Annotated in this window: 17 protein-coding genes and 1 other RNA gene; 13 read left to right on the forward strand and 5 right to left on the reverse strand. The window is 47.9% G+C overall.

What is annotated here, in order from left to right:
* Window positions 1-55: 55 nt before the first annotated feature.
* The gene (gene apbC / locus BHC43_RS04455; protein WP_100156638.1) at window positions 56-1,135 is read right to left on the reverse strand and encodes an iron-sulfur cluster carrier protein ApbC; all 1,080 of its coding nucleotides are present in this window, start codon (window positions 1,133-1,135) and stop codon (window positions 56-58) included.
* 89 nt (window positions 1,136-1,224) lie between these two features.
* The gene (locus tag BHC43_RS04460; protein WP_257377985.1) at window positions 1,225-1,749 is read right to left on the reverse strand and encodes a hypothetical protein; all 525 of its coding nucleotides are present in this window, start codon (window positions 1,747-1,749) and stop codon (window positions 1,225-1,227) included.
* A 745-nt stretch (window positions 1,750-2,494) separates the two neighbouring features.
* Between BHC43_RS04460 and BHC43_RS04470 the strand changes: the two genes are divergently transcribed.
* The 4 genes from BHC43_RS04470 (at window position 2,495) to bfr (BHC43_RS04485) (ending at window position 7,083) form a co-directional block, all read left to right on the forward strand.
* Window positions 2,495-3,895, forward strand: coding sequence for an OmpP1/FadL family transporter (locus BHC43_RS04470; RefSeq protein WP_100156640.1), 1,401 nt, complete (start codon window positions 2,495-2,497; stop codon window positions 3,893-3,895).
* A gap of 230 nt (window positions 3,896-4,125) precedes the next feature.
* On the forward strand, window positions 4,126-5,019 hold the full coding sequence (locus tag BHC43_RS04475; RefSeq protein ID WP_100156641.1) for an SDR family oxidoreductase: 894 nt from the start codon (window positions 4,126-4,128) through the stop codon (window positions 5,017-5,019).
* A gap of 1,115 nt (window positions 5,020-6,134) precedes the next feature.
* A complete protein-coding gene (gene bfr, locus BHC43_RS04480) occupies window positions 6,135-6,599 on the forward strand; it encodes a bacterioferritin (protein WP_100141077.1) in 465 nt (154 codons plus the stop codon).
* Between the two features lie 10 nt (window positions 6,600-6,609).
* Window positions 6,610-7,083, forward strand: coding sequence for a bacterioferritin (gene bfr / locus BHC43_RS04485; RefSeq protein ID WP_100156642.1), 474 nt, complete (start codon window positions 6,610-6,612; stop codon window positions 7,081-7,083).
* A gap of 75 nt (window positions 7,084-7,158) precedes the next feature.
* Here bfr (BHC43_RS04485) and cysG read toward each other — a convergent pair whose 3' ends face one another.
* Window positions 7,159-8,565, reverse strand: a complete 1,407-nt coding sequence (gene cysG, locus BHC43_RS04490; RefSeq protein WP_100156643.1) for a siroheme synthase CysG — start codon at window positions 8,563-8,565, stop codon at window positions 7,159-7,161.
* Window positions 8,566-8,824: 259 nt separating this feature from the next.
* Between cysG and BHC43_RS04495 the strand changes: the two genes are divergently transcribed.
* From BHC43_RS04495 to BHC43_RS04530, 8 genes are all read left to right on the forward strand, one after another.
* Entirely contained in the window at window positions 8,825-9,547 is a 723-nt protein-coding gene (locus BHC43_RS04495) for a phosphoadenylyl-sulfate reductase (protein WP_100156644.1), read from the forward strand.
* Between the two features lie 63 nt (window positions 9,548-9,610).
* The gene (gene cysD / locus BHC43_RS04500) at window positions 9,611-10,525 is read left to right on the forward strand and encodes a sulfate adenylyltransferase subunit CysD (protein WP_100156645.1); all 915 of its coding nucleotides are present in this window, start codon (window positions 9,611-9,613) and stop codon (window positions 10,523-10,525) included.
* A complete protein-coding gene (locus BHC43_RS04505) occupies window positions 10,525-11,127 on the forward strand; it encodes an RBBP9/YdeN family alpha/beta hydrolase (RefSeq protein ID WP_100156646.1) in 603 nt (200 codons plus the stop codon). The genes cysD and BHC43_RS04505 overlap by 1 nt, the downstream gene beginning before the upstream one ends.
* A gap of 8 nt (window positions 11,128-11,135) precedes the next feature.
* The gene (locus BHC43_RS04510) at window positions 11,136-12,431 is read left to right on the forward strand and encodes a sulfate adenylyltransferase subunit 1 (RefSeq protein WP_100156717.1); all 1,296 of its coding nucleotides are present in this window, start codon (window positions 11,136-11,138) and stop codon (window positions 12,429-12,431) included.
* Between the two features lie 487 nt (window positions 12,432-12,918).
* Window positions 12,919-13,581 (forward strand): S24 family peptidase, encoded by a 663-nt coding sequence (locus BHC43_RS04515; protein ID WP_100156647.1) that lies wholly within the window; start codon window positions 12,919-12,921, stop codon window positions 13,579-13,581.
* Window positions 13,582-14,219: 638 nt separating this feature from the next.
* On the forward strand, window positions 14,220-15,197 hold the full coding sequence (locus tag BHC43_RS04520; protein ID WP_100141086.1) for an L-lactate dehydrogenase: 978 nt from the start codon (window positions 14,220-14,222) through the stop codon (window positions 15,195-15,197).
* 192 nt (window positions 15,198-15,389) lie between these two features.
* Entirely contained in the window at window positions 15,390-17,174 is a 1,785-nt protein-coding gene (locus tag BHC43_RS04525) for an assimilatory sulfite reductase (NADPH) flavoprotein subunit (RefSeq protein ID WP_100156648.1), read from the forward strand.
* 90 nt (window positions 17,175-17,264) lie between these two features.
* Window positions 17,265-18,401, forward strand: a complete 1,137-nt coding sequence (locus BHC43_RS04530; RefSeq protein ID WP_100156649.1) for an acyltransferase family protein — start codon at window positions 17,265-17,267, stop codon at window positions 18,399-18,401.
* Between the two features lie 89 nt (window positions 18,402-18,490).
* Here BHC43_RS04530 and BHC43_RS04535 read toward each other — a convergent pair whose 3' ends face one another.
* Window positions 18,491-19,798 (reverse strand): MFS transporter, encoded by a 1,308-nt coding sequence (locus BHC43_RS04535; protein ID WP_100151527.1) that lies wholly within the window; start codon window positions 19,796-19,798, stop codon window positions 18,491-18,493.
* A gap of 614 nt (window positions 19,799-20,412) precedes the next feature.
* An RNA gene (gene rnpB / locus BHC43_RS04540) (RNase P RNA component class A) lies at window positions 20,413-20,769 on the reverse strand.
* 142 nt (window positions 20,770-20,911) lie between these two features.
* On the opposite strand from rnpB, the gene BHC43_RS04545 reads away from it, so the two are divergent.
* Window positions 20,912-22,753, forward strand: a complete 1,842-nt coding sequence (locus tag BHC43_RS04545; RefSeq protein ID WP_100156650.1) for an ABC transporter ATP-binding protein — start codon at window positions 20,912-20,914, stop codon at window positions 22,751-22,753.
* The last annotated feature ends 17 nt before the right edge of the window (window positions 22,754-22,770 follow it).

Raw genomic sequence — 22,770 nt, forward strand, 5'->3', positions numbered from 1 at the left:
CACAATCAATGTGAATATTATCGCATGGTTTGGTGAAAGTATCTTTTTCTGCGGTTTATTCGACCACGATTTTTGGAAAACGCTGGCTATAGTCTTTGCCCTGATCGGCCAATGCCTGTACCAGCTGCCATGCTGCCTGCTGGTACAGGGCAGCAATTTGCGGATTTTGCTCTGCTAGTGCGTAGGCCTGACCGTTATCCATGGCTTCGCGGACGGATAAGGTAAGTGGTAATTGGCCGAGCAGGGGAACACCGAGGTTGTGTGCTAGTTCCTTGCCGCCGTTGTGTCCAAATACGGATTCGGTATGTCCGCAGTGGGAGCAGATATGGACGGACATGTTTTCGAGTACGCCGAAAATGGGAATGTTAACTTTCTGAAACATGTTGACGGCTTTGCGTGCGTCGATTAAGGCTACATCCTGAGGTGTGGTAACGACGACGGCGCCGGTTACGGGTATTTTCTGTGCCAGTGTTAGCTGGATGTCGCCGGTACCGGGCGGCAGGTCAATAATTAGGTAGTCTACATCATCCCATTGGCTTTGAAACAGGAGTTGCTGTAAAGCCTGACTGACCATAGGGCCACGCCAGATGACGGCCTGATCGGTATCGACGAGAAAGCCGACGGACATTACCTGAATCTCACCCGTAGCCATGATCGGTATCATTTTACCCTGATGCTGACGCGGTTCTTGTCCGGCAACGCCAAACATGGTTGGCTGGCTGGGGCCGTAAATGTCGGCATCAAGCACGCCAACGCGTGCGCCCATGCGGCTTAAAGCTACAGCCAGATTGGCACTGGTGGTGGATTTGCCGACGCCGCCTTTGCCGGAAGCGACGGCAATGATGTTTTTAACGCCGGCTATGGTTTGGACGCCGGGCTGAACTTTATGCGTGCCGATGTCCAGCTGTACCTTTACGAACAGGGGCTTGTCGCCGAATTTGGCGGTGATGGCGTGATCGATGCGCTGTTGCAGCTCGTGAATGAGGTGGGCAACTGGATAGGGAAAGACGAGCTCAAGGTGGATGCCGTCGTTGTCGATGATAACGTTGCGGACAGCTTGTTCACTACCGAGTGTCCGGTTGCTGTCTGGCAGGGTGATGCTGTTAATCAGGGTGGTAAGAGATTGTGTGTCCATGCAATTTTAATCCGCTGCTGAATTTCTGGCGCATATTTTACCCTATATTGGCCAATGAACTGGCTAATGGGGCGGGCGGAAACCGAAATTTAGGCTGATGGCGGCATTTGATCAGGACTATTGATATGGCCAGAATCTGGCTTGCGGGTATGTTGCCGGTTGCGTATCCACATTAAGCGCAGGCAAAGATAGGCAGGATAAAGCAAGAGAATGGAAACGATGAGGTAGCGCAAATTGTGCCATTCTACAACCATTTGCCCGTGAGCCAGTGCCCATCCTGCCCATAGCCATTGCCACCATGCGGGCAGGCTAAACGCGAGCACAATCAGTAAAGCGGCAATGCGGACGGGTGTGAGCGGCCAGAATTGATGCTGCTGCATGGCGCGGTTAAGTTGCAGCAGAACGATGAAGGCGAAGCTAAGAGTCAGTACCATGCCGCCGTTGGCGATAACCTGTAGCCAGCTGAAGGCAATATCCGGTGATAGGGGTAAGCTGTTGCCTGATGCAGGTGTTTGTTCTAGTGAGACGCTGGCACCAATATTCAGGATGAAACTGTAAATCAAATCCAGCCAGAGCAGCATTAACGGCCAGGTGCGTTTCAAGCGTTGAAACATTGTTGTCTTACCATGAGAACAGATAATAATGTGACAGTGTAACCATTGCTGTGTGCTGCTGTAAATGGCTGTCTGGTAGATGTTTCTGCTTAGAAAACCAGCAGATGCTGCGACCAGCTTGTTAAAAACGAATGCAAAGAGGTAGACAGTATGGCTGATTGATGCCGCTTATTTGCTGGATGTTATGTATAAAAAATATTTAATGATTGCAAAGTCGGGCAAAAGCAGAAGCGGTGTAAATGGCCGTGGCAGCAGTGCATCCGGAGCAAGCTTTAGCACATGAATGCATGACCAGTAAATATTTATTCTGTACGCGGTAATTGTTTGTTTGCCGCGAAAGCTGTCATACAAAGCCAGAGGCCGGCAGAAGAAGCGCAGCATCTATATTTCAATAGAAGGCTGAATAAAGCAATTATATGGCGTTCTGATATTTTCTATCAATGGAATGGGTGGTGCCTGTTATTTTTTATTCATTTGTGATTGGGATAGAGAGATATTTTAGAATGCTGAAAGATATTGATTTTCAGTTGTGTTTCTTAATAAAAGTTGGATTGATGATGCATTTAGGGTAAAAAATAATTGTATTCAGATATAAGCAATTTAATTTATCTGAATAATTGTAAGGACGGTAAACGGCAATGAAAGTTTTTTTGGGTTAGAATAAACACTCGAATTTGATTTTTATTTTTAATTTTGACCTTGTGAAAAGGTCTTTTTTATTTTCTGCTTTTTGAGAAAAGACATAATGACAAGACGTTTGCCAGTTGTGTTTGAAATGAGCGCTGTTGTGATCAGTGCCGCAGTTTTGAGTTCTCCTGTTTTGGCTTCCGGATATCATTTGGGTTTGCAGTCGGTGACGTCGGTAGCATCCGGTAATGCGGCAGCGGCTGAAGCTGTTGATGCTACGACGATTGTTAGTAATCCGGCTGGCTTGGTGCATGTGGAGGGTACGCAGATTGATACTAATCTGTTTGTGATTAAACCGGATATTAAATATAAGAATGCGCGAGGAACGTTTTCGGATGGCTCTGCTGTCAGTGGTCCGGAACACGGTAATATTGCCAATACGGCTCAGTTGGTGCCGCAGCTGTATTTTTCTCATCGGCTGAATGAACGATGGGGTGTGGGGCTGGGTGTTTATATACCGTATGCGGCCAGAACCAATGATAGTTCCGCTTCGGTGTTGCGCTATAACGTAAATAAAACCAATGTAAAGGCACTGGATATCAATCCGGCTGTGGCTTTTAAAATCAATGACCGACATTCGCTGGGTGTGGGGCTGATCGCGCAGTATCTGCATGCAGAAGTGCAGAAATACGCTGATTTCACGCCGGTAGGCAGTGCGCAGTCTGGGATTCCTCCAGCGATGCTGCATCAGCGGGCGCCAGGTGCATTTGATGCTCGTGCTACGGTAAAAGGTAATGACTGGGGCTATGGTTTCAATGCGGGTTGGCTATGGGATGTGAATGATGATGTGCGGGTGGGTGTGAGCTATCGCTCTAAGATTAATCAGCATCTGCATGGTACGGCGCGCTGGCAGCCGGTAGGAAAGTATGCAAAACAGTATGCGCCGCTGTTTGCGCAGTTTGGTTTTAAAGAGCTGGAAGGGGCGCAGGTGCAAATTACCACGCCGGAAGTGGTATCGGTGCACGGAATGTGGAAAGTGAATCCACAATGGAATCTATTTGGTAATGTGAGCTGGACGCGTTCTTCACGCCTGCATGAGCTGGATATCAATTTTGAAAATGATAAGGCGATTGATCCGGTGCATGGTACTACTTCGCATACCACGCATATTGCGACCAACTGGCGTGATACCTATGCTGTTGGTGTAGGGGCTTCGTATCAGCAAACCCCACGACTGCAATGGCGTTTTGGTGTGAATTATGATCAGTCGCCGGTACGCAATTCGTCTACACGGCTGTCTACGATTCCAGATGGTAATCGCTGGCTGTTTGGCGCTGGTGCTAAATATGATGTGAATAAAAAGGATACGGTGGCGGTGTCGTATGCTTATCTGCATATCCAGCATACGCAAATGAATCAGCAGGATGATGGGGCACACGTGTCGAGTAATGTGCGTGGTGAGGCGGATTACCGTTCGCATGCACATATTGCTGGTGTTTCGTATACGCATCGCTTCTGATATCAGCCTAGGCAGTATACATGCAGGACAGTATAGGTACTGTCTTGCATTTGTTTTGCCTACCTGTTTTGCATGATTTGTCTTTTCGTTCTCAAGCCATTGAGATTAATAAATTTTAACTAGAATATTGACATAAATTACAAGTAGTTTTCTTTTCTGTTTCATAATCTGTCGTATGATGGTTTTGCTGTTCCATCTGGATAAAGCATTGTTAAACAAGGAGATGTATCATGAAGCATCAAGAAGGTTTACAAGATCCTAAAACCAAGTACTACCATCAGGATTATGCCAAACAACGTCAGCCAGCGCCCGGCCTGCAAAGCAGAATGGACCCTGTACCTGATTGTGGTGAAAAAAGCTATGAAGGTCATGGCCGTTTGTGTGGACGCAAGATTTTGGTAACGGGTGCCGATTCCGGTATTGGTCGTGCTGCTGCCATAGCGTATGCGCGTGAAGGTGCGGATCTGGCGATTAATTATCTGCCGGAAGAAGAAGAGGATGCTAAACAGGTTGCAGCACTGGTACAGGAAGCCGGCCGCAAGGTTGTATGCCTGCCGGGTGACTTAAGTGATGAGCATTTCTGCAAACAGTTAGTAGAAAAAACGCATCAGCAGTTAGGCGGTCTGGATGGTCTGACTTTGGTGGCTGGTAAGCAGACGGCTGTTGAGCGGTTTTGTGATATCAGTACGGAACAATTAAAAAAAACATTCGAAATTAATGTTTTCTCTCTTTTTTGGGTGATTCAGGCTGCAATGCCGCATTTGCCTGCCGGTGCCACTATTGTGACCACCAGCTCTGTACAGGCTTATGAACCTAGCCCGAATCTGATAGATTATGCCTCTACAAAGGCCGCTATTGTGGCTTTTACGCAGGGTCTTGCTAAACAGGTTGCTGCTAAAGGAATTCGCGTGAACTCAGTGGCTCCCGGCCCTATCTGGACTGCTCTGGAAATTACCGGCGGTCAACCGGCTGAAGCTATACCGAAATTCGGTCAGAGCGAATCTATTCTTGGCCGTGCCGGCCAGCCTGCCGAACTGGCTTCTACTTATGTTTTCCTGATGTCGGATGAATCCAGCTATGTAACTGCTCAGGTTTATGGTGTGACCGGCGGTATTTTGCTGTAAGACATTTTGTTGTTTGTCTTTTTCTAATAAATTCGTACTGAAATTCGGTTTCTGTACCGGTGTAATACCGGCAGTAAAATGAGTTTTAGTACGGATTTTTATTTTTTTCTGCGAGTGAAAACCATATTAGTTTTGCAATTGGTGTGTACAAATATTCATTTGTGATATTTATATTTTTCATCGCGAGGCTAAATTCGGAGTGAAGAAGTAGTAGTGATATTCCTTTTTGCCGCAATTCACTTTAGGACTGGATAAGAGGGAAGCATGTGTCAGCAGTACGCGCTGCAAGCTGTGTTCAGGAGTAGGTGCCTAGATTTCCTGCCGAAATAAAAGGCAGGTAGCTGTTTTGGATGTGACTGTGCTGATTTATAAGCTCTACTGAAAGGTTGTTGCTACAGGCAGGATTAATGATGATGCTAAAGAAATAATTGATCTCGTTGAAAAGGGAATAAAAGGCTGGCTAAAATATTGAGCAGGACGGAATGAAAATGGTTATGTTTTACGCTAATTGCTTGTTGATCCTATATATTGTGACCGCTAAGGATGCAGACTAAGTGTGAAATTATGTTAATTTATATAAATTTTATTATAAATTTGCCGTCTGTGATGGTTTAGTTGAATGATTCTAATAAAGTGTGATAACCATTATTGTTTTAATGCTATGTTTTTATGGAATTTTCTGTTAATTTTTGATTTTTTCGATTAATTATTATGAAAATTAGTCTTATTTAGATTAAAAATAGTCACGATATTTAATGTTATGATAAGTCCAAACAGTTGTATTGGTTAGGGTAATGTGATTTTAACACCTGATTTAGTGCAACTGTTTAAGGGGGAAAAGGGTTGCAGGTTAATTTTAGCCTGCAACCCCAGACTGCAGAAAATATTGGTGCAGGATATTTATCCTCTACGTATAAGTTACTATCCGACAGTGTTTTTTTGCTTAAGAAGCAAGACAAATACGCTGCTCACGGGTAGAAAATAACAGACATAATTTTTCATTAAATAGTTATCTGCGCTTGATGCTTGTCGCGTCAGGTCGGTAATGGTTTAGTGATTCATCACAACTGCTTAGTGAGTAAGATGCAGCAGTTTTGAGTAAAAAGGATGCAAACATGGAAGGCAAAAAGGTTGTATTGGATTGTTTAAACCGTTTACTGGCAGGAGAGCTGGCCGCGCGTGACCAGTATTTTGCCCATTCGCGGATGTATGAGGATATGGGTTATATGAAGCTGTTTCAGCGCATAGACCATGAGATGCAGGAAGAAACCGACCATGCGCACCAGTTTATTCACCGTATTCTGATGCTGAACGGCAAACCGGAAATGGTACCGGATGCGATTAATGTGGGCACGGATGTAGTCAGCATGCTGGAAAATGATCTGGCTACTGAGCTAAGCGTGCGCCAGAATTTAAAAGACGCGATTAAGCTATGTGAGCAGGAGCAGGATTATGTGACGCGTCAGTTTCTGGTGGCTCAGCTGAAAGATACGGAAGAAGACCATGCACACTGGCTAGAACAACAGTTGCGCCAAATTGAGGTGATGGGCTTGCCCAATTATCTGCAAAGCCAGCTGTAAGGAGAACGATATGCAGGGAGATCGTTTGGCCATACAGGCATTGAATAAAAATCTGGGTTTGTTGTTGGTTTCCATCAATCAGTATTTTCTGCATGCGCGTATTTTGCGCAACTGGGGTTTTAATGAGCTGGGTGAGGCTTTGTATAAGCATTCGATTCGCGATATGAAGAGCGCAGACGCGCTGATTGAGCGTATCCTGCTTCTGGAAGGTCTGCCGAATCTACAGGAATACGGCAAAATTCTGGTGGGTGAGAATATTACTGAGATTCTACAGTGTGACCAACGGGCAGAGCAGGCCAAACACATTGCTCTGGCTGACGCCATAGCTGTGTGTGAAAACCAGCTGGATTTTGTGTCACGTGATTTGCTTGAACAGCAAAAAGCGGTGAATGAGGAATATTTAGACTGGCTGGGTACGCAGCTTGATCTGATTGAAGAAGTTGGATTGAATAATTATGCGCAGTCTGCGGCAGTAACAGATTGAACGATTCCGGCCAAGAGGATAACAGCACTTGTTACACAAGTGCTGTTTTTTTTGTGCTTGCTGTAGGCGCTGATACTAAGCGGCTGCTACGCTTTCGTGTGCACTGCTGGGCTGAAACCATTCCAGCTGCTGGCGCAGACTGACTACTTCACCAATCACAATCAATGCCGGTGTGGCAGCTTGCTGTGCCAGTGAGGCCAGCTGGTGAAGCTGTCCGGTTGATACGGTTTGCTGTGGTAGTGTGCCTTGCGAGATGATTGCTACTGGTGTGGTGGCGGCTCGTCCGTGGGCAATCAGCTGGCGGCTGATTTCCGCCGCTGTGAGGGTACCCATATAAATGACCAGTGTTTGCTGAGCACCAGCCAGTGTGTGCCAGCCATGTGACTGTGCAGCCAGCTGCTGGTGGCCGGTTATAAACAGCACACTCTGGGCATAATCGCGATGGGTAAGCGGGATGCCTGCGTAGGCAGTGGCGCCTAAACCGGCGCTGATGCCAGGAATGACTCTGAAAGGAATTCCCGCTGCCTGTAATACCGCACATTCTTCACCACCACGGCCGAACACAAAAGGATCACCGCCTTTTAGGCGCGCAACACGTTTACCTTGCTGTGCCCACTTTACCAGCAGTTCATTGGTCTGTTTCTGTTGTACCTGATGGTTGCCGCAGCGCTTGCCAACGCTGATTCTTAGGGCATCGCGGCGTACCAGCTCAAGTACCTCTGCCGATACCAATGCATCATATAAAACTACATCTGCTGCCTGAAGTGCCTGTAAGGCGTGCAAAGTTAGCAGACCGGCATCACCTGGGCCGGCACCAACCAGCACCACTTCACCCTGTGGTAGGGGCTGATGGGCATTTAGCTGCTGCTGCAACAGCGATTCTGCTGCCTTTTCATCACCACTGGCCACAAACTGGGAAAAGCGGCTGTGCTGAAATAATTGCTCCCAGAAGCGGCGGCGTTCGCTCAAATGCTGCAAGGTTTGTTTTACCTGTGTCCGCCAGCGTCCGGCCAGCGCAGCTGCTTTGCCGACTGAAAACGGCAGTAGCTTTTCTATTTGCTGACGAATCAGCCGCGCCAACACTGGTGCGTGGCCGCCGCTGCTTATGGCCACCTGTATTGGACTGCGATCAATCAATGCCGGCACGATAAACGAACAACATGCCGGCTGGTCGACACAATTGCAGAATGTTGCCGCTGCTTCGGCTGCCAGAAATACCTGCCGATTTAAGGCAGGGTCGTTAGTAGCGGCCACTACCAGAAACACACCACTTAGCAGCGCAGGGCTAAATTCTGTGGCGATGTGTTCGGCTTGCTGTGCGGCAAACCAATCCTGAAAACGGCTGGTGGTTTGCTGTGCCACCACCTTTAGTTGAGCTCCAGCCTGTAACAGGGCACTGGCCTTGCGTTCGGCCACCTGTCCGCCGCCCACCAGTAACACTTTGCGCTGGTGTAATTGAGTAAATATGGGGTAGTGATTCATGTTGGTTTGTCTTTGTTGTGTGCACGCTATCTTATAAGTGCGGCTGTGTGGCTGAAAAAGAAGCATTTTTTCTAACCAAATCGTTGGCGGTTATATCTGTATTGGCCGTGTACGGGACGGAAATTTGGTTATAAAGAAAGAAATTTTTATTCTTTCCTTGCCGCAGGCTACGCTTGCTACTATCTGAATCAGACAGACAGTAAGCTGCTTAAACAGTTGCTGGCATTAATAAATTGTGCTTTCAGGAACGTAAAAGAATATGTTGCGCCCCCGCTTGTGGAGCCCACCGCATGATGCGGCCGCCACCCAACGCTTGCCGGTACTTACTGCCGAACTACAAAACCGTTTAGAGCAGATTGTCAGCCAGCATCAGCACGTTAAATTTGCTTCTAGTCTGGCCGTTGAAGACATGGTGATTACCGATGTGATTGCGCGCGCGCAGCTGCCTGTAGAGGTATTTACCCTTAATACTGGTGCGCTCAATAGTGAAACCTGTCAGTTGTTAGACGCCGCCGGCCAGCACTGGGGTATCCAAATTGTTGAATATCGGCCAGATGAGGCGGCTGTTGATGCGTATGTGGCTGCACATGGCAAGCTGGCTTTCTATGACAGTGTTGCTCTGAGGCGCGAATGTTGCCATATCCGCAAAATCGAACCGCTCAACCGTGCACTCAGTGATGCAGATGCATGGATTACGGGACAGCGGCGCGAGCAGTCCAGCACCCGTGCCGAGCTGGCATTGGTTGAGCAAGATCAGACCCATGAGATGGACAAATACAATCCGCTGGCTGATTGGCTGGAAACTGATGTGTGGGCTTATGCCGAAGCGAAGCAACTGCCGGTAAATGCATTGTATATGCAGGGCTATCCGAGCATTGGCTGTGAGCCGTGTACGCGTCCGGTAAAAGTGGGCGAGGATATTCGGGCTGGCCGCTGGTGGTGGGAGAGCCGCGATAGTAAAGAATGTGGTTTGCATAAATAAGCAGAATTTAACTCAGGCTTGCAGGTGCGCTGTCATGCGCTGCGGCCACTACGGAATAAACCAATGAGTATTCAAAACAAACATCTGGATTGGCTGGAAGCGGAATCCATCTACATTATCCGCGAAGTGGTCGCCGAAGCACGCCATCCGGCGCTGCTGTTTTCCGGTGGCAAGGATTCGGTAGTGCTGCTGGCACTGGCAGTAAAAGCATTTCAGATACCTGGCCACAACCTGCAATTACCGCTAACACTGGTACACATCGATACTGGCCACAACTACCCCGAAGTGATTGCCTTTCGTGATGCCACTGTACAGCGGCTGGGTGCGAAACTAGTGGTGGGCAGTGTGGAAGAATCCATTCGCCGAGGCAGTGTAACCTTGCGCCGAGCTACCGATTCTCGCAATGCCGCCCAGGCTGTGACCTTGTTGGAAACCATTGAAGCCAACGGCTTTGATGCATTAATGGGCGGTGCGCGTCGCGATGAGGAAAAAGCGCGTGCTAAAGAGCGCATATTCTCGTTCCGCGATGAATTTGGTCAATGGGACCCGAAAAACCAGCGTCCGGAATTATGGGATTTATATAATACGCGTCTCCATCCAGGCGAAAACATGCGCGTATTCCCAATTTCGAACTGGACAGAACTGGATATCTGGCAGTACATCGCGCGTGAACAGCTGGCTTTACCTGACATCTATTATGCTCACCAGCGTGAGGTGGTACAACGCGGAAACATGCTGGTGCCGGTAACGCCACTGACACCGAAAAAAGAGGGCGAAGTAAGCGTGGTACGCAGTGTACGTTTCCGTACAGTAGGCGATATTTCCTGTACTTGTCCAGTGGCGAGCGAAGCCGCTACCGCCGCTGAAATAATAGCCGAGACGGCGCAAACCACTATTTCCGAGCGCAACGCCACGCGCATGGACGATCAAGTTTCGGAAGCGGCCATGGAAGAGCGTAAGAAAGCAGGTTATTTCTGATGGCTGCCACACTCACCAATTCAGCGCCTCAGGTCTATATTGTGCATGGCTTTCAAAGCAGCCCGAATGATAACTGGTTTGAGTGGCTGGCTCGGCAGGCGCGTTCCGCCGGCGCCGTTGTCACCATACCGGCAATGCCTGCACCCGATTATCCGCAAGCAGCGGTATGGCAGCAGACACTGGATCAGATTATCGGCCAGCCTGAAGCTCAGACCATACTGGTCGGCCACAGCCTCGGTGTTATTACCCTGCTTCGTTTTCTCAGCCGTCACCAGCCTGCAAAGTTGGGCGGATTGATACTGGCCGCTGGTTTTGCCTCGCGCCTGCCTACGCTGCATATTCTGGATGAATATATCGATGCCAGCCAGCCTGATTTCAGTGCATTACAGCATATCAGCATGCCGGTGCACAGTATTATTTCCACCAACGATCCCTATGTTCCAGAAGCCGCCAGCCAGTTTATTGCAGCATCACTGCACAGCCACATCGATTATGTATCCCATGGTGGCCACCTTATGGCTGAAGACGGCTTCAGCGAATTGACTCCAGCGTGGCATAGCCTGAAGCAGATGCTGACGCAGGTCGTTACCACCAACCAATGAGACATCGAATGAGTACTGATTCCGTATTGCGATTTATTACAGCCGGCAGCGTGGACGATGGTAAATCCACACTAATTGGACGTCTGCTGTTTGACAGCCAGTCTTTGCTGGCTGATCAGGTAGCCTCACTGTATCGCGGCAAGCACAAGCGTACTGCCGAGGGCGTCCCCGATTTCGCCCAGCTTACTGATGGGTTGGCAGCAGAGCGTGAGCAGGGCATTACCATTGATGTTGCTTACCGCTATTTTGCAACGCCGGCACGCAAATTCATCATTGCTGATACCCCCGGCCATGAACAATATACCCGCAATATGGTGACTGGAGCCTCTACTGCCGATGCCGCCATCATTCTAATAGATGCCACACGGTTGGATTTCAGCGAACAGACACCGGCCTTACTGCCGCAAACCCGTCGCCACAGCGCCATTCTGAAACTGCTGGGTACACCGCACATCATCGTAGCGGTAAACAAACTTGATTTGCTGGATTACAGCGAAGAAAAATTCAACGCGATTAAACGTGCCTACAGCGAGCTGGCCGCCGCTTTAGATTTGCGCCGCGTCAGCTATGTACCAATATCGGCGCTAAACGGCGACAATATTGTCACTGCAAGTGCACATATGCCTTGGTTTCAAGGGCAACCGCTGCTGCCTTTATTGGAAAGCCTGCCCGCTGCTAACCGTCATAGTCAGTTGCTGAAGGCACCCGCTCTCTATCCAGTACAGCGCGTCGCACGGCTGGATGGCAGCAGTGCTGATGATTTTCGCGGCTATCAGGGTCGGCTAGAACAAGGGTGCCTGAAAATAGGCGAGCCCGTACGTATCGAACCAGCCGGCCAGAGTAGCACCATTGCAGCCATATACAGTCCGGATGGTGCCGTAGATCAGGCTCAGGCAGGTGATGTGCTCACTTTAGTGCTGGCTGATGATGTAGATGTATCCCGTGGAGACAGTATTGTCGCTGCCGGCAGTGATTTGCATCCGGTCAGCAACATCAGTGCATCGTTGTGCTGGTTTGACAGTAAACCACTCAACTCAGCCAGACGGTACTGGCTCAAGCACAGCACGCAGACCGTGTATGCCAAAATCAGAAAGGTTGAATATCTGCTGGATGTACAAAGTCTCAATCATCAAGAAAACAGCAGCAGCCTGCAACTAAACGACATTGGACGGGTACAGATCAGTGTGCAAAAACCACTTATTGCCACTACCTACGAGGCCAATCCGGCGGCTGGTGCCTTTATCCTAATCGATGAAGCGACCAATCATACCGTTGCCGCCGGCATGATTGTTGCCTTATCTTAGGCGTCACATGCATAAAAGTTTGCGGTGAAAATATACCGTCTCCTCGGAACACAGTATGCAGAAAACATGAATGCTGTTGCATCTTGTTTACGCTTTGCAGGTATAGGTGCAGCAGTTTAGGTAGCAGGTGTTGATAAAAACACACATATACGACAAACGAGTTAATATTATGTAAAAATATGTTATATGGATAAAATAAATCCAGCTTCATAATTGAATTTGAATAAGAGGTTTGTGTAAAAAACCGATAAAAATGATGTAAAAATTAATTTTTTTGATGTTGGGCTGAGAGCAGCAAGAGAATGTTAACTAAGCCTGCTAGCGAATTATCATCTTAATATTATTATATAAAGTGGATGGTATAATTTTTACTGTGAAATAAGAAACAAATTGATATGTTTTATATATTGAAAATAACTATTGCTATAAACAAAACATAACACAAATTAAGTTAACATCATTATGTCTTTTAATCGGGAGATAACAGATGTTAAGCGATCGCATCAAACAGGCGCGGCAGCGTATCGCCCTGTCACAGCAACAGGTAGCCGATAAAATGGGCGTCTCCAAAACCGCAGTATTCAAATGGGAAAACGGCAATTACGAACCCAAAAATCTGGACATACTGGCCAACATACTGGGGGTAAGTCTTACCTGGCTGCGTGAAGGTCGCGGTAATCCTTTTCCAACGCAAACAGACGAAATTCCTGCAGCTATAGATTCCGGCCCGTATAATCAGGATGAGGTAGCTGTCTGCCTGTACCCCTCCATTGAGCTGGCCGGCTGTGTGCGTTCCAAACAGGCACATAAACAGCATTGCAAAAAATTCAGCCTGAGTACCGAGCTTTTAGAGCGTAAAAAAATCAATGCAGAGATGGTGGTATGTTTTCCGGTGAGCGACAACAGCATGGAACCTATTTTTCCGCACGGAACCATTTTTGCTGTCGACTTAAACCGTACCAGCATCATCGATGGCAACCTGTATCTGATAAAACAAAATCACCGCTATCGCGTCCGGAAACTGTATTCCATGCCCAATGAAGAAATACGACTGCACGCTTACAATACTGCTGAGTATCAGGATGAATGCGCCCCTGTCAAACAGATTATCATCATTGGTCGAGTATTTTATTACGCCGTAGAGCTGTAAATGCACACTCTACTTGCAGACTGTCATATTCAAGAGATGGTGCAGGATGCACTTTTTTCTGCTCTTACATTGGCCAAACGGGTTGCCTGCCGGGTTTCAGAGAGGCTGATTTTGTTTAATATCTACCAGTTTGGAAAAGCCTAAGCAGAATATAGCCGGCAAATGCATCCCAACCGCCTACCCCATCACCTACTATCTTCTACTCTCTCATATTTGCACACAAACTATATCAGCAAATCTTAAATTCGTTAAACCGAATTACATATCTCATTTAACATTTATTTCAATCCATAGCCTCTTGTATGTGTTTATTAGAATCTGAACAATTGAATTTAGCTGATTTAAACCTACCGTAATCATAAATATATAAAGCGGCTCCAAACCAGTAAAAACAATTATTCAAACGTTAGCTGGCAGACGTTAGCTATTATTCAAAATTAAACATAAATATACAAAATGCCATAAAATTAGCGGAAAACATAAAAAAATCATACAAAAAAATATTTACCGACATATTTCACCAAAAAATGTAATTAATGATGAATATAAATAAAAAATGCATATAGCATGTACAAATTTGCTACAATTTATGCATAAATTCGCATAGATTTGCATTTACGTTAGAAAGAGGTTGAATTATGTTACAGCCCACCAATGCCAAAAATCATCAGAAAATTGTTCTGGTTGGTGCCGGTGCCGTAGGTTCCACATTTGCCTATGCAGCCACGCTGCAAGGTATCGGTCAGGAACTGGTGATTGTCGACGTAGCGCGGGATAAGGCGCATGGAGATGCAAAAGATATTGCAGATGCATTACTCTTTACTTACCCCAAAAACATCTACGCCGGCAATTACAGCGATGCCGCCGATGCTGATATTGTTGTGATTACCGCCGGTGCTGCGCAAAAGCCAGGTGAAAGCCGTCTGGATCTGGTTAACCGTAATTTGCATATCATCAAAAGTATTGTTACCCATGTCGTTGAATCCGGTTTTAACGGTATCTTTCTAGTGGCTTCCAATCCCGTGGACATCCTTACCTATGCCACATGGAAACTGTCAGGTTTTCCGGCCGAGCGTGTAATCGGTTCTGGTACCTCACTGGATTCAGCCCGCTTGTGCAAATATGTTGGCTATCTCCTCAATGTTGACCCGCGTACCGTAAGCGGTTACATACTGGGAGAACATGGCGACACCGAATTTCCGGCATGGTCACATCTGAGTGTTGGTGGCCTGACAATGGAAGAGTGGATTAAAGGCGATCCACGCTTTACCGAAGCAGACCTTGATATAATTGCCGACCGCGTGGTCAATGCTGCCTACGACATCATCCGTCTCAAAGGGGCTACTTATTATGGAGTAGGTGCTGCACTGGCGCGCATATGTCGGGCGCTTTTGGATGATGAAAACACCATACTACCGGTTTCCGTCTATCTCAATGGCCAGTATGGTGTCAAAGACATGTATATCGGCACCCCTGCAGTGCTTGACCGTCACGGTGTGCGTCAGGTTATAGAAATTCCCCTAAACGAAAAAGAGCAAAGTCTGATGAGTGCCTCCGCCAGCCATCTGGATGAAGTGATGCGCAATGCCTTTCCTGAAATCGGTATCAAGCGTTAAAACAGACAGTCTTAAAATAATCCAGATTCCTCTTTTCAAGGCAGCCTACGGGCAGCCTTTTTATATATGCTTGCCGATTCTAACTAAATAAGTGCCATTTCTTTCTCAAACTTCCCGGTGCTTGCTAGTATGGCCGGATGGAATTCTACCGCCGAATAATGACATTAATCATCACCTTACCGAGCACAAACCATGACCATCCCTCTATCTCCCGAATTGTTGCAATCGTTAAATAAGCTGTCGCCAACGCAGCTAGCGTGGCTCTCTGGCTATACATGGGCACAAAGCCAGCAGGCAGGTACCACCTCCCCTGCCACGGCAACCGCAGCGGCCATCAACAGCACAGCACCAATAGCGCGCAACGTACGGGTATTGTCTGCGTCACAAACCGGTAATGCTCGCCGCGTGGCTGAAAACCTGCAACTGAAACTAGAAGCAGCCGGTATCAGTGCCACCCTAACTGCTTGCGGCGATTACAAAAACAAACAACTGATCAGTGAAGACATTCTTCTACTTGTCACCTCCACTCAGGGCGAGGGCGAGCCGCCGGAAGAAGCTTTGCCGTTATATAAATATCTATCTGGTAAAAAAGCACCTGTGCTGAATCAGCTTCACTTTGCCGTGCTAGGCCTAGGTGACAGCAGCTATCCGCAATTTTGCCAGTGTGGCAAAGATTTTGACCAACTACTGGCACAGCTTGGTGGCGAGCGTCTGGCCGAACGGGTAGATTGTGACGTTGACTACCAGAGCAGTGCAGCCGCGTGGCAGGACACAATTGTTGCCATCATCAGTGAGCTGAACACCACTCAGGCTGACGAAAATACAGAGGTTCAGCAAAGCGTTGTAGCCGCTCAGACCGCGGTATTCACTCGAGCTGCGCCTTTTACTGCCAGCCTGAGCCTGCGTCAACGTATTACCACCCCAAATGCCAGTAAAGATGTCGAACACGTCGAAATAGACCTCAGTGGCTCTGGTATCCGCTATCAACCTGGGGATGCGCTGGGCGTGTACTATCAAAACGCAGACACACTGGTAGACGAGATTTTGCAACATGCACAGGTCGATAAAGCAGCATCAGTGCGGTTGAGCGATGGTCGCGAAATACCCATTGCACAGGCATTACAGCAGGAGCTAGACATTACCCAAAACACGCCAGCGTTGGTTCAGGCCTATGCGCAGCAAATACAGAATACAGAGCTGAACGAAATCATTGCCGATGCCGAGGCACTCAGACAGCTGATTGACACCACCCCGCCGGTGAGTCTGCTGGCTACCTACCCCCATCTACTCAGCGCACAAGCACTGCACGACCTGTTTCGTCCACTGACCCCGCGCCTGTATTCCATTGCTTCCAGTCAGGACGAAGTTGGCGAAGAAGTCCATTTAACGGTCGGCGTGGTACGCTTCAGCCAACGAGGGCAACAATATACCGGCGGCGCCTCCGGTTTTCTGGGAGAACACTTGCAAGAGGGCGAACCTGTACGCGTATTTATCGAAGAAAACCACCGCTTCCGCTTACCTGAAGATGGCACTACGCCTATTATCATGATTGCCGCCGGCACCGGTATCGCACCATTCCGTGCATTTATGCAGCAGCGCGACGCTGACGGTGCCAGTGGCGACAACTGGCTGTTTTTTGGGAATCAGAAATTTACCGATGATTTCCTTTATCAGGCTGAATGGCTGCAATACCGCAAAAACGGATTGCTGACACGTTACGATTTCGCATGGAGCCGGCAGGCTAATGAAAAAATCTATGTGCAGCACAAACTGCGTGAACAAGCCGCCGATATCTGGGCATGGCTGCAACGCGGTGCACATATCTATGTGTGCGGCGATGCCACTAAAATGGCACGCGATGTAGAGCAAGCGCTCTTAGACATTGTGTCAGCACAAGGGCAGCTTAGCACCGAAGACGCCGATGAATACCTGAGTGAACTTAGACAAGAGCAGCGATATCAGCGCGATGTCTATTGAAACTTGCGTCATTCTGGTAATAAAAATTCAACTATCCTAACCAAACCCGTTAATATGTCGTGGTAGCCAACCATATTACTGGGCAGTATTATGCTTTATTCATACCAGATGTATGTCTGGATACTGGGATTATTATTACTATCTTGGATACTGTTCGGTTCACGGCTGTTTGCTTTTATGGATGCAGCCGAAGACCGGCGCGTTAAACGGTTGGATGGCCTACGCTTTATACTGGCATTTAGCGTTGCTATGCACCATTTTGTTTATAGTTACCATTATCTACATGGTCAACCATGGACACCCGCGGTATTTAGCCATAATCAGCTCAATCTGCGTATGGGTTCTTTCGGCGTCAGCTTATTTTTTATGCTGTCAGGCTATCTGTTTGCCCGAAGCAGTCCGGCTTCGTGGCTGACGTTTTACCGCAAGCGCTTCCTGCGAATCGCCCCGCTGTTTTATCTGTCCTCCGCCTGTTGCGTACTGCTGGCACTGTATCTGCAACGGCACACATTCGTCAGCCGCGATATGCTGCTAAACCTATATTACTGGTTTGATGCCGGCATCAGCGGCAGCAAACCCGCCCTGTTTGGCATGCAGGATGCGCGCCTAATAAACGCTGGTGTAGCATGGAGCTTATACTGGGAATGGGCATTCTATTTCTCCCTGCCATTGTGGTGTCTCCTACGCCAGAAAACTGGTCTGTTACCATTGGCATTGGTTGTCTTATTTATCTCAGCTTATGGAATCGCTACATTTAATGCACAAAAAGCATATTTCATTGCCTGCTTTGCCGTCGGCGTACTTGCCAGAGCAGTGTCCGACACCGTACAAGCACCCAAAAAAATGTGTGATTACGGGAGCGTGTTTATTCTGCTGCTGATTTTTAGTATCACAAATGGACGCTACCAAATCAGCTTTCTCCCCTTGTATGGACTACTGTTTATCCTCATCGCGTTGGGTGGTGATCTATTCGGATTACTGCGATTAAAAGCCTTCGTGCGGCTGGGTGATGCCAGCTACAGCATTTATCTGCTGCACGGAATAGGTTGGTTTTGTCTGAATAAAACCATTCAGCTTAATACAATCAACTTGAGTCAGACCGAATACACTTTATTGGCTACAGTGGTATTGGTAAGTGTATTGATTATCTGCACGCTCACGTATCAGTATATCGAAAAACCTTTTATGGCCTTAGGCCGACGTCAATCACCGTGGCTGAAGCAATAAAGTTTTTGTACCAACAAACAAACTGTCCAGAATAGAACGACTATTCTGGACAGTTTGTAGTGTAAAGAAGCAAAATTTATTTGCGTGTACTAATTATCTTCGCGCTGATTATCTGAATTTTGCAAAGTATCGTGCACATGCTGCTCCGCACTATGTGCATCATATGGCGTGTCTGTAGCTGCATTATTGCGTGGGTCGAGCTCAGCGGTCATCGGACCTACATTACCCGATACCGGTACATAAACACTGCGCTGGGAAACCGGTACAGAGGGCTGCATAAACGCGTAAATTGCCAGTAAAGCAGCCATAATCGCATAAACGCTATAAAAACCGAAATGGTTAAATAGCTGCATCATTGTACCCAGCAGCAATGGTGCCACCAATGAACCCAGACCATACACAAACAGCAGGCAGCGGTTAACTTCCACCGTATTCATATTGGCTGGCAGTACATCATTGGCTCGTGCAAGCCCCAGAGCATACATGGGAAAGCCACTGCAACCGATGGCCAGCGCAATCACACATTGTGCCCAGATATTGCCTGGTAGAATTAGTAACAGCATCATGCCACTGATTGCTGCTGTTGTGGCAACACAGGCGCAGCCGAATATGGTGCGCGGACGGCCAAATTTATTTGAGAGCCACGCGATAAATAGCTGAATCGTGAAGCCGCCCACCATTGCTGAGCCCAGAAAAAGAGAAACCTTAGGCAAACTGTAGCCCAGTTTCAGCATAAACACCGAGCCCATGGTAAAAAAGCCATTGATGAATATGCCGGCCATAAAGCAGGCTATCCACGCCAGTGGTACGATCGATAGCACATGCGGTAGACTAATCCGCTCTCGCTTTGGAATCTCCGGCTGCTTCATTCTGGTTAGCCCTACCGGCAGCGTCGCCGCTATCACCAATATTGCTGCCAGCGTAAAGATGTTATTACTGGACATATTCAGACTCAGCAGCAAAACACTGGTAGCAGAAGAAATGTAATACACCACTTCATATAAGGCCAGTATCTTAGCGCGTGTCTGTGGCACACTACGCGCCGTAAACCAGCTTTCCACCACCATCAGCAAACTGTAATGACAAAACCCCAATACAGCACGCAGCACACCCCACATCCACAGCTGTTCCACCATCAGATGGGCGAGGGCGGCAATGGCAAACAGCGCACCAAAAACACTGAAGCTGCGAATATGACCAACACGCGAAATAATACGGTGGGAGACAATGGCGGATATGGTGCCACCAATAAAAAAGCCAGCATTCAGCACCCCGATGGTGATATTACTGACTCCCATCTGGGACAGTTTCACCCCAGCCGAATTCAGAAACAGCCCGTAACCGGAAAACAGAAAAAAAATCGAACCGTACAAAGACAGAAACTGACGTGTATGCATGCTGATACCGAAAATTAAACAATTGCCAAGCCTGACATAAAACAGCCGTTAGTGTAAAGCTTGTTGCAAGCAGAATAAACGTTAAATTAACAGACAATGCAATAACCGCTCATACACCACTTCTGCTACAGCGTGTATCACGCCTGAAGTTTAACCGCGCTTAATAATCGTTAGCATCGGCAGTAAGCAGTCTTAGCATGCAAACAAAAACCTAATTTTTCAATTACAGACAAATAGATACTGCCTGATGGTTATGTATGTTTTCTAAATCAGGGTAATCGTGTCTAATACCTAATCTTTTCCGATTTATGAGCACTAGGTTTCGCTCCATCAGCCCGAAAGTAAAACCATAATATTGCATTTTATTGTTCTAGTTGCATATGTAGGTCATTGGACAAAGAACCAATAATCGATGAAGCGGCAAAGTAGATAATAAAGGGGTAACCGCAGTAGATTAGGTTAGTGAATATGAAAATATCAGCACCCGTCCCAAACGACTTCCCAATCCGTACTCAACAGTGACAGCATTGGTAATATTGGTAATAAATGATAAGCCGGTACATGGCTGCCAGAGAAAAAATAGCCAGCGCTAAAAATTTAGAAAGATGCAAGGGCACATCAGACAACCGATAAGCCGGGTTCTGTCGTGGACAGTCATTCATCTGGGCGACACATTACTGTGCCGCTCAAGCAACCTACCCGAATGCTCGGCGAGCAGCGTCAGCGCATTCTGTTTGGTCTTGCTCCGAATGGGGTTTGGCCTGCTACACGTTGTTACCAACGGCACGGTGCGCTCTTACCGCACCATTTCACCCTTACCTGTGCTATGAAACATAGCCATCGGCGGTTATGCTTTCTGTTCCACTTTCCGTCGCCTCACGGCGCCCGGCTGTTAGCCGGCATTCTGCTCTGCGGAGCCCGGACTTTCCTCCATGCACTCAATAGTACACAGCGACTGTCTGGTATGCTGATGTGCCGGCGCGATTTTAACACAAACCCTCAAAGCTGATTTATATTTCAGATTATGTATAATGATTTCATTCATCATTATTCCTGCTGTCCCCGCAGCGTGTACCGCTGCTTTGGCATTATTATGCAGAAAGTTTATGCAGTATGTTACTGAACCGATTCTTCAGCTGGTTTGAAAACCGCATTGATGCATACCCTGAAACCTTGCCGCAGCCGCCAAAAAAAGGTGTACTGCCATTTATCTGGAGCTGTCTAGAAGGCGCGCGACTGTGGCTACTGGTGATGGTTATAATGACCATAGGTACAGGGATACTAGAAGCACTGGTGTTTCGCTTTCTTGGCACCGTTATCGATTGGCTGGGGGCGTATGCACCGGCCAGATTGTGGCCGGAAAAAGGCCACGAACTGCTGCTAATGGCAGCGGTCATGGTTTTCAGCATATTCTGGTCTTTCCTATCTTCCAATGTACAGTTTCAGACGCTTCAGGGTGCCTTTCCGATGCGCCTGCGCTGGAATTTTCATCGTCTAATGCTTGGCCAAAGCATGGGTTTTTATCAAGACGAATTTGCCGGACGCGTGTCAGCTAAAGTGATGCAAACGGCCTTGGCGGTGCGCGACACTGTGATGTCAGTAGCCAATATGCTGGTGTATGTGCTGGTGTATTTCGTCACCAGCGGCATCATACTGGCCGGTATGGACGGTTGGCTGTTGCTACCCTTTATCATGTGGATTGTGCTGTTTGTACTGGTATTACGCTTTCTGATTCCGCGCCTATCCAAAACTGCACAGCAGCAGGCAGATGCACGCAGCCTGATGACCGGACGCATCACCGATGCCTATACTAATATAGCCACCGTGAAACTGTTTTCTCACAGCGCGCGTGAAGCAGCTTATGCCAAAGCTTCCATGCAGGAGTTTCTGGTTACAGTGAATGCTCAGATGAGATTGGCTACTTTGCTAGACAGCCTGAGTACCGCCATCAATATTTTATTGGTGGTCAGCTCAGCTGGTCTGGGCATCTGGCTGTGGATAAACGGGCAAGTGGGAGTCGGCGCCATTGCCACCGCTACGGCTATGGCCTCACGCATCAATGGGCTGTCACGCTGGGTAATGTGGGAAAGTGCGCGCCTGTTTGAAAACATTGGTACCGTTGAAGACGGCATGAACATCTTATCCCGTCCTCATGCAATAGTCGACAAACCTAAAGCCTTGCCATTAAAAGTAAACCAGGGCGCCATTGATTTTGAGCATGTCAGCTTTGCCTACAGTGCCGACAAACCCCTATTAAACGATTTTAATCTGCACATCCGCGCCGGCGAAAAAGTCGGTCTGGTCGGACGTAGCGGTGCAGGTAAAACCACACTTACTAACCTGTTACTGCGGTTTTATGATGTGCAGAGTGGGCGTATTTTAATAGACGGGCAGGATATCCGCGATGTCACACAAGACAGTTTGCGTGCTGCACTAGGGCTTGTTACACAGGATACTTCGTTGCTGCATCGTTCCGTGCGGGACAATATTGTCTATGGCCGCCCTGATGCTTCTGAATCAGCCATGCAGCAGGCGGCACAGCAGGCCGCTGCAGATGGCTTTATTCCAGCTCTGAGCGATGCCCGAGGGCGACATGGCTATGATGCACACGTCGGAGAGCGTGGTGTGAAACTGTCCGGTGGCCAACGTCAGCGCATTGCCATTGCGCGGGTGATTTTAAAAGATGCGCCGATTCTGCTGCTAGATGAAGCCACCAGCGCCCTAGATTCAGAAGTAGAAGCCGCGATTCAGGAAAACCTGACCCGTCTGATGCAGGGCAAAACTGTAGTAGCCATTGCCCATCGCCTATCAACCATTGCCGCCATGGATCGACTGATTGTCATGGACAAAGGACAGATAGTCGAGCAAGGTACCCATAGTGAGCTGTTGGCTAGAAACGGCGTTTATGCCATGTTGTGGCAGCGCCAGAGCGGCGGTTTTTTGCCTGAGAACTAAATATAACCAGTGCACCA

Source organism: Snodgrassella alvi, assembly GCF_002777855.1.
GTDB classification, from domain to species: domain Bacteria; phylum Pseudomonadota; class Gammaproteobacteria; order Burkholderiales; family Neisseriaceae; genus Snodgrassella; species Snodgrassella alvi_E.

Coding starts and splice junctions, on each gene's coding strand:
- BHC43_RS04535 (WP_100151527.1), bottom strand. CDS start 19,798: ATGCATACACGTCAGTTTCTGTCTTTGTACGGTTCGATTTTTTTTCTG.
- apbC (WP_100156638.1), bottom strand. CDS start 1,135: ATGGACACACAATCTCTTACCACCCTGATTAACAGCATCACCCTGCCA.
- bfr (WP_100141077.1), top strand. CDS start 6,135: ATGGAAGGCAAAAAGGTTGTATTGGATTGTTTAAACCGTTTACTGGCA.
- BHC43_RS04460 (WP_257377985.1), bottom strand. CDS start 1,749: ATGTTTCAACGCTTGAAACGCACCTGGCCGTTAATGCTGCTCTGGCTG.
- BHC43_RS04475 (WP_100156641.1), top strand. CDS start 4,126: ATGAAGCATCAAGAAGGTTTACAAGATCCTAAAACCAAGTACTACCAT.
- cysD (WP_100156645.1), top strand. CDS start 9,611: ATGAGTATTCAAAACAAACATCTGGATTGGCTGGAAGCGGAATCCATC.
- cysG (WP_100156643.1), bottom strand. CDS start 8,565: ATGAATCACTACCCCATATTTACTCAATTACACCAGCGCAAAGTGTTA.
- BHC43_RS04515 (WP_100156647.1), top strand. CDS start 12,919: ATGTTAAGCGATCGCATCAAACAGGCGCGGCAGCGTATCGCCCTGTCA.
- BHC43_RS04470 (WP_100156640.1), top strand. CDS start 2,495: ATGACAAGACGTTTGCCAGTTGTGTTTGAAATGAGCGCTGTTGTGATC.
- BHC43_RS04530 (WP_100156649.1), top strand. CDS start 17,265: ATGCTTTATTCATACCAGATGTATGTCTGGATACTGGGATTATTATTA.
- BHC43_RS04545 (WP_100156650.1), top strand. CDS start 20,912: ATGTTACTGAACCGATTCTTCAGCTGGTTTGAAAACCGCATTGATGCA.
- BHC43_RS04520 (WP_100141086.1), top strand. CDS start 14,220: ATGTTACAGCCCACCAATGCCAAAAATCATCAGAAAATTGTTCTGGTT.
- BHC43_RS04495 (WP_100156644.1), top strand. CDS start 8,825: ATGTTGCGCCCCCGCTTGTGGAGCCCACCGCATGATGCGGCCGCCACC.
- BHC43_RS04505 (WP_100156646.1), top strand. CDS start 10,525: ATGGCTGCCACACTCACCAATTCAGCGCCTCAGGTCTATATTGTGCAT.
- BHC43_RS04525 (WP_100156648.1), top strand. CDS start 15,390: ATGACCATCCCTCTATCTCCCGAATTGTTGCAATCGTTAAATAAGCTG.
- BHC43_RS04510 (WP_100156717.1), top strand. CDS start 11,136: ATGAGTACTGATTCCGTATTGCGATTTATTACAGCCGGCAGCGTGGAC.
- bfr (WP_100156642.1), top strand. CDS start 6,610: ATGCAGGGAGATCGTTTGGCCATACAGGCATTGAATAAAAATCTGGGT.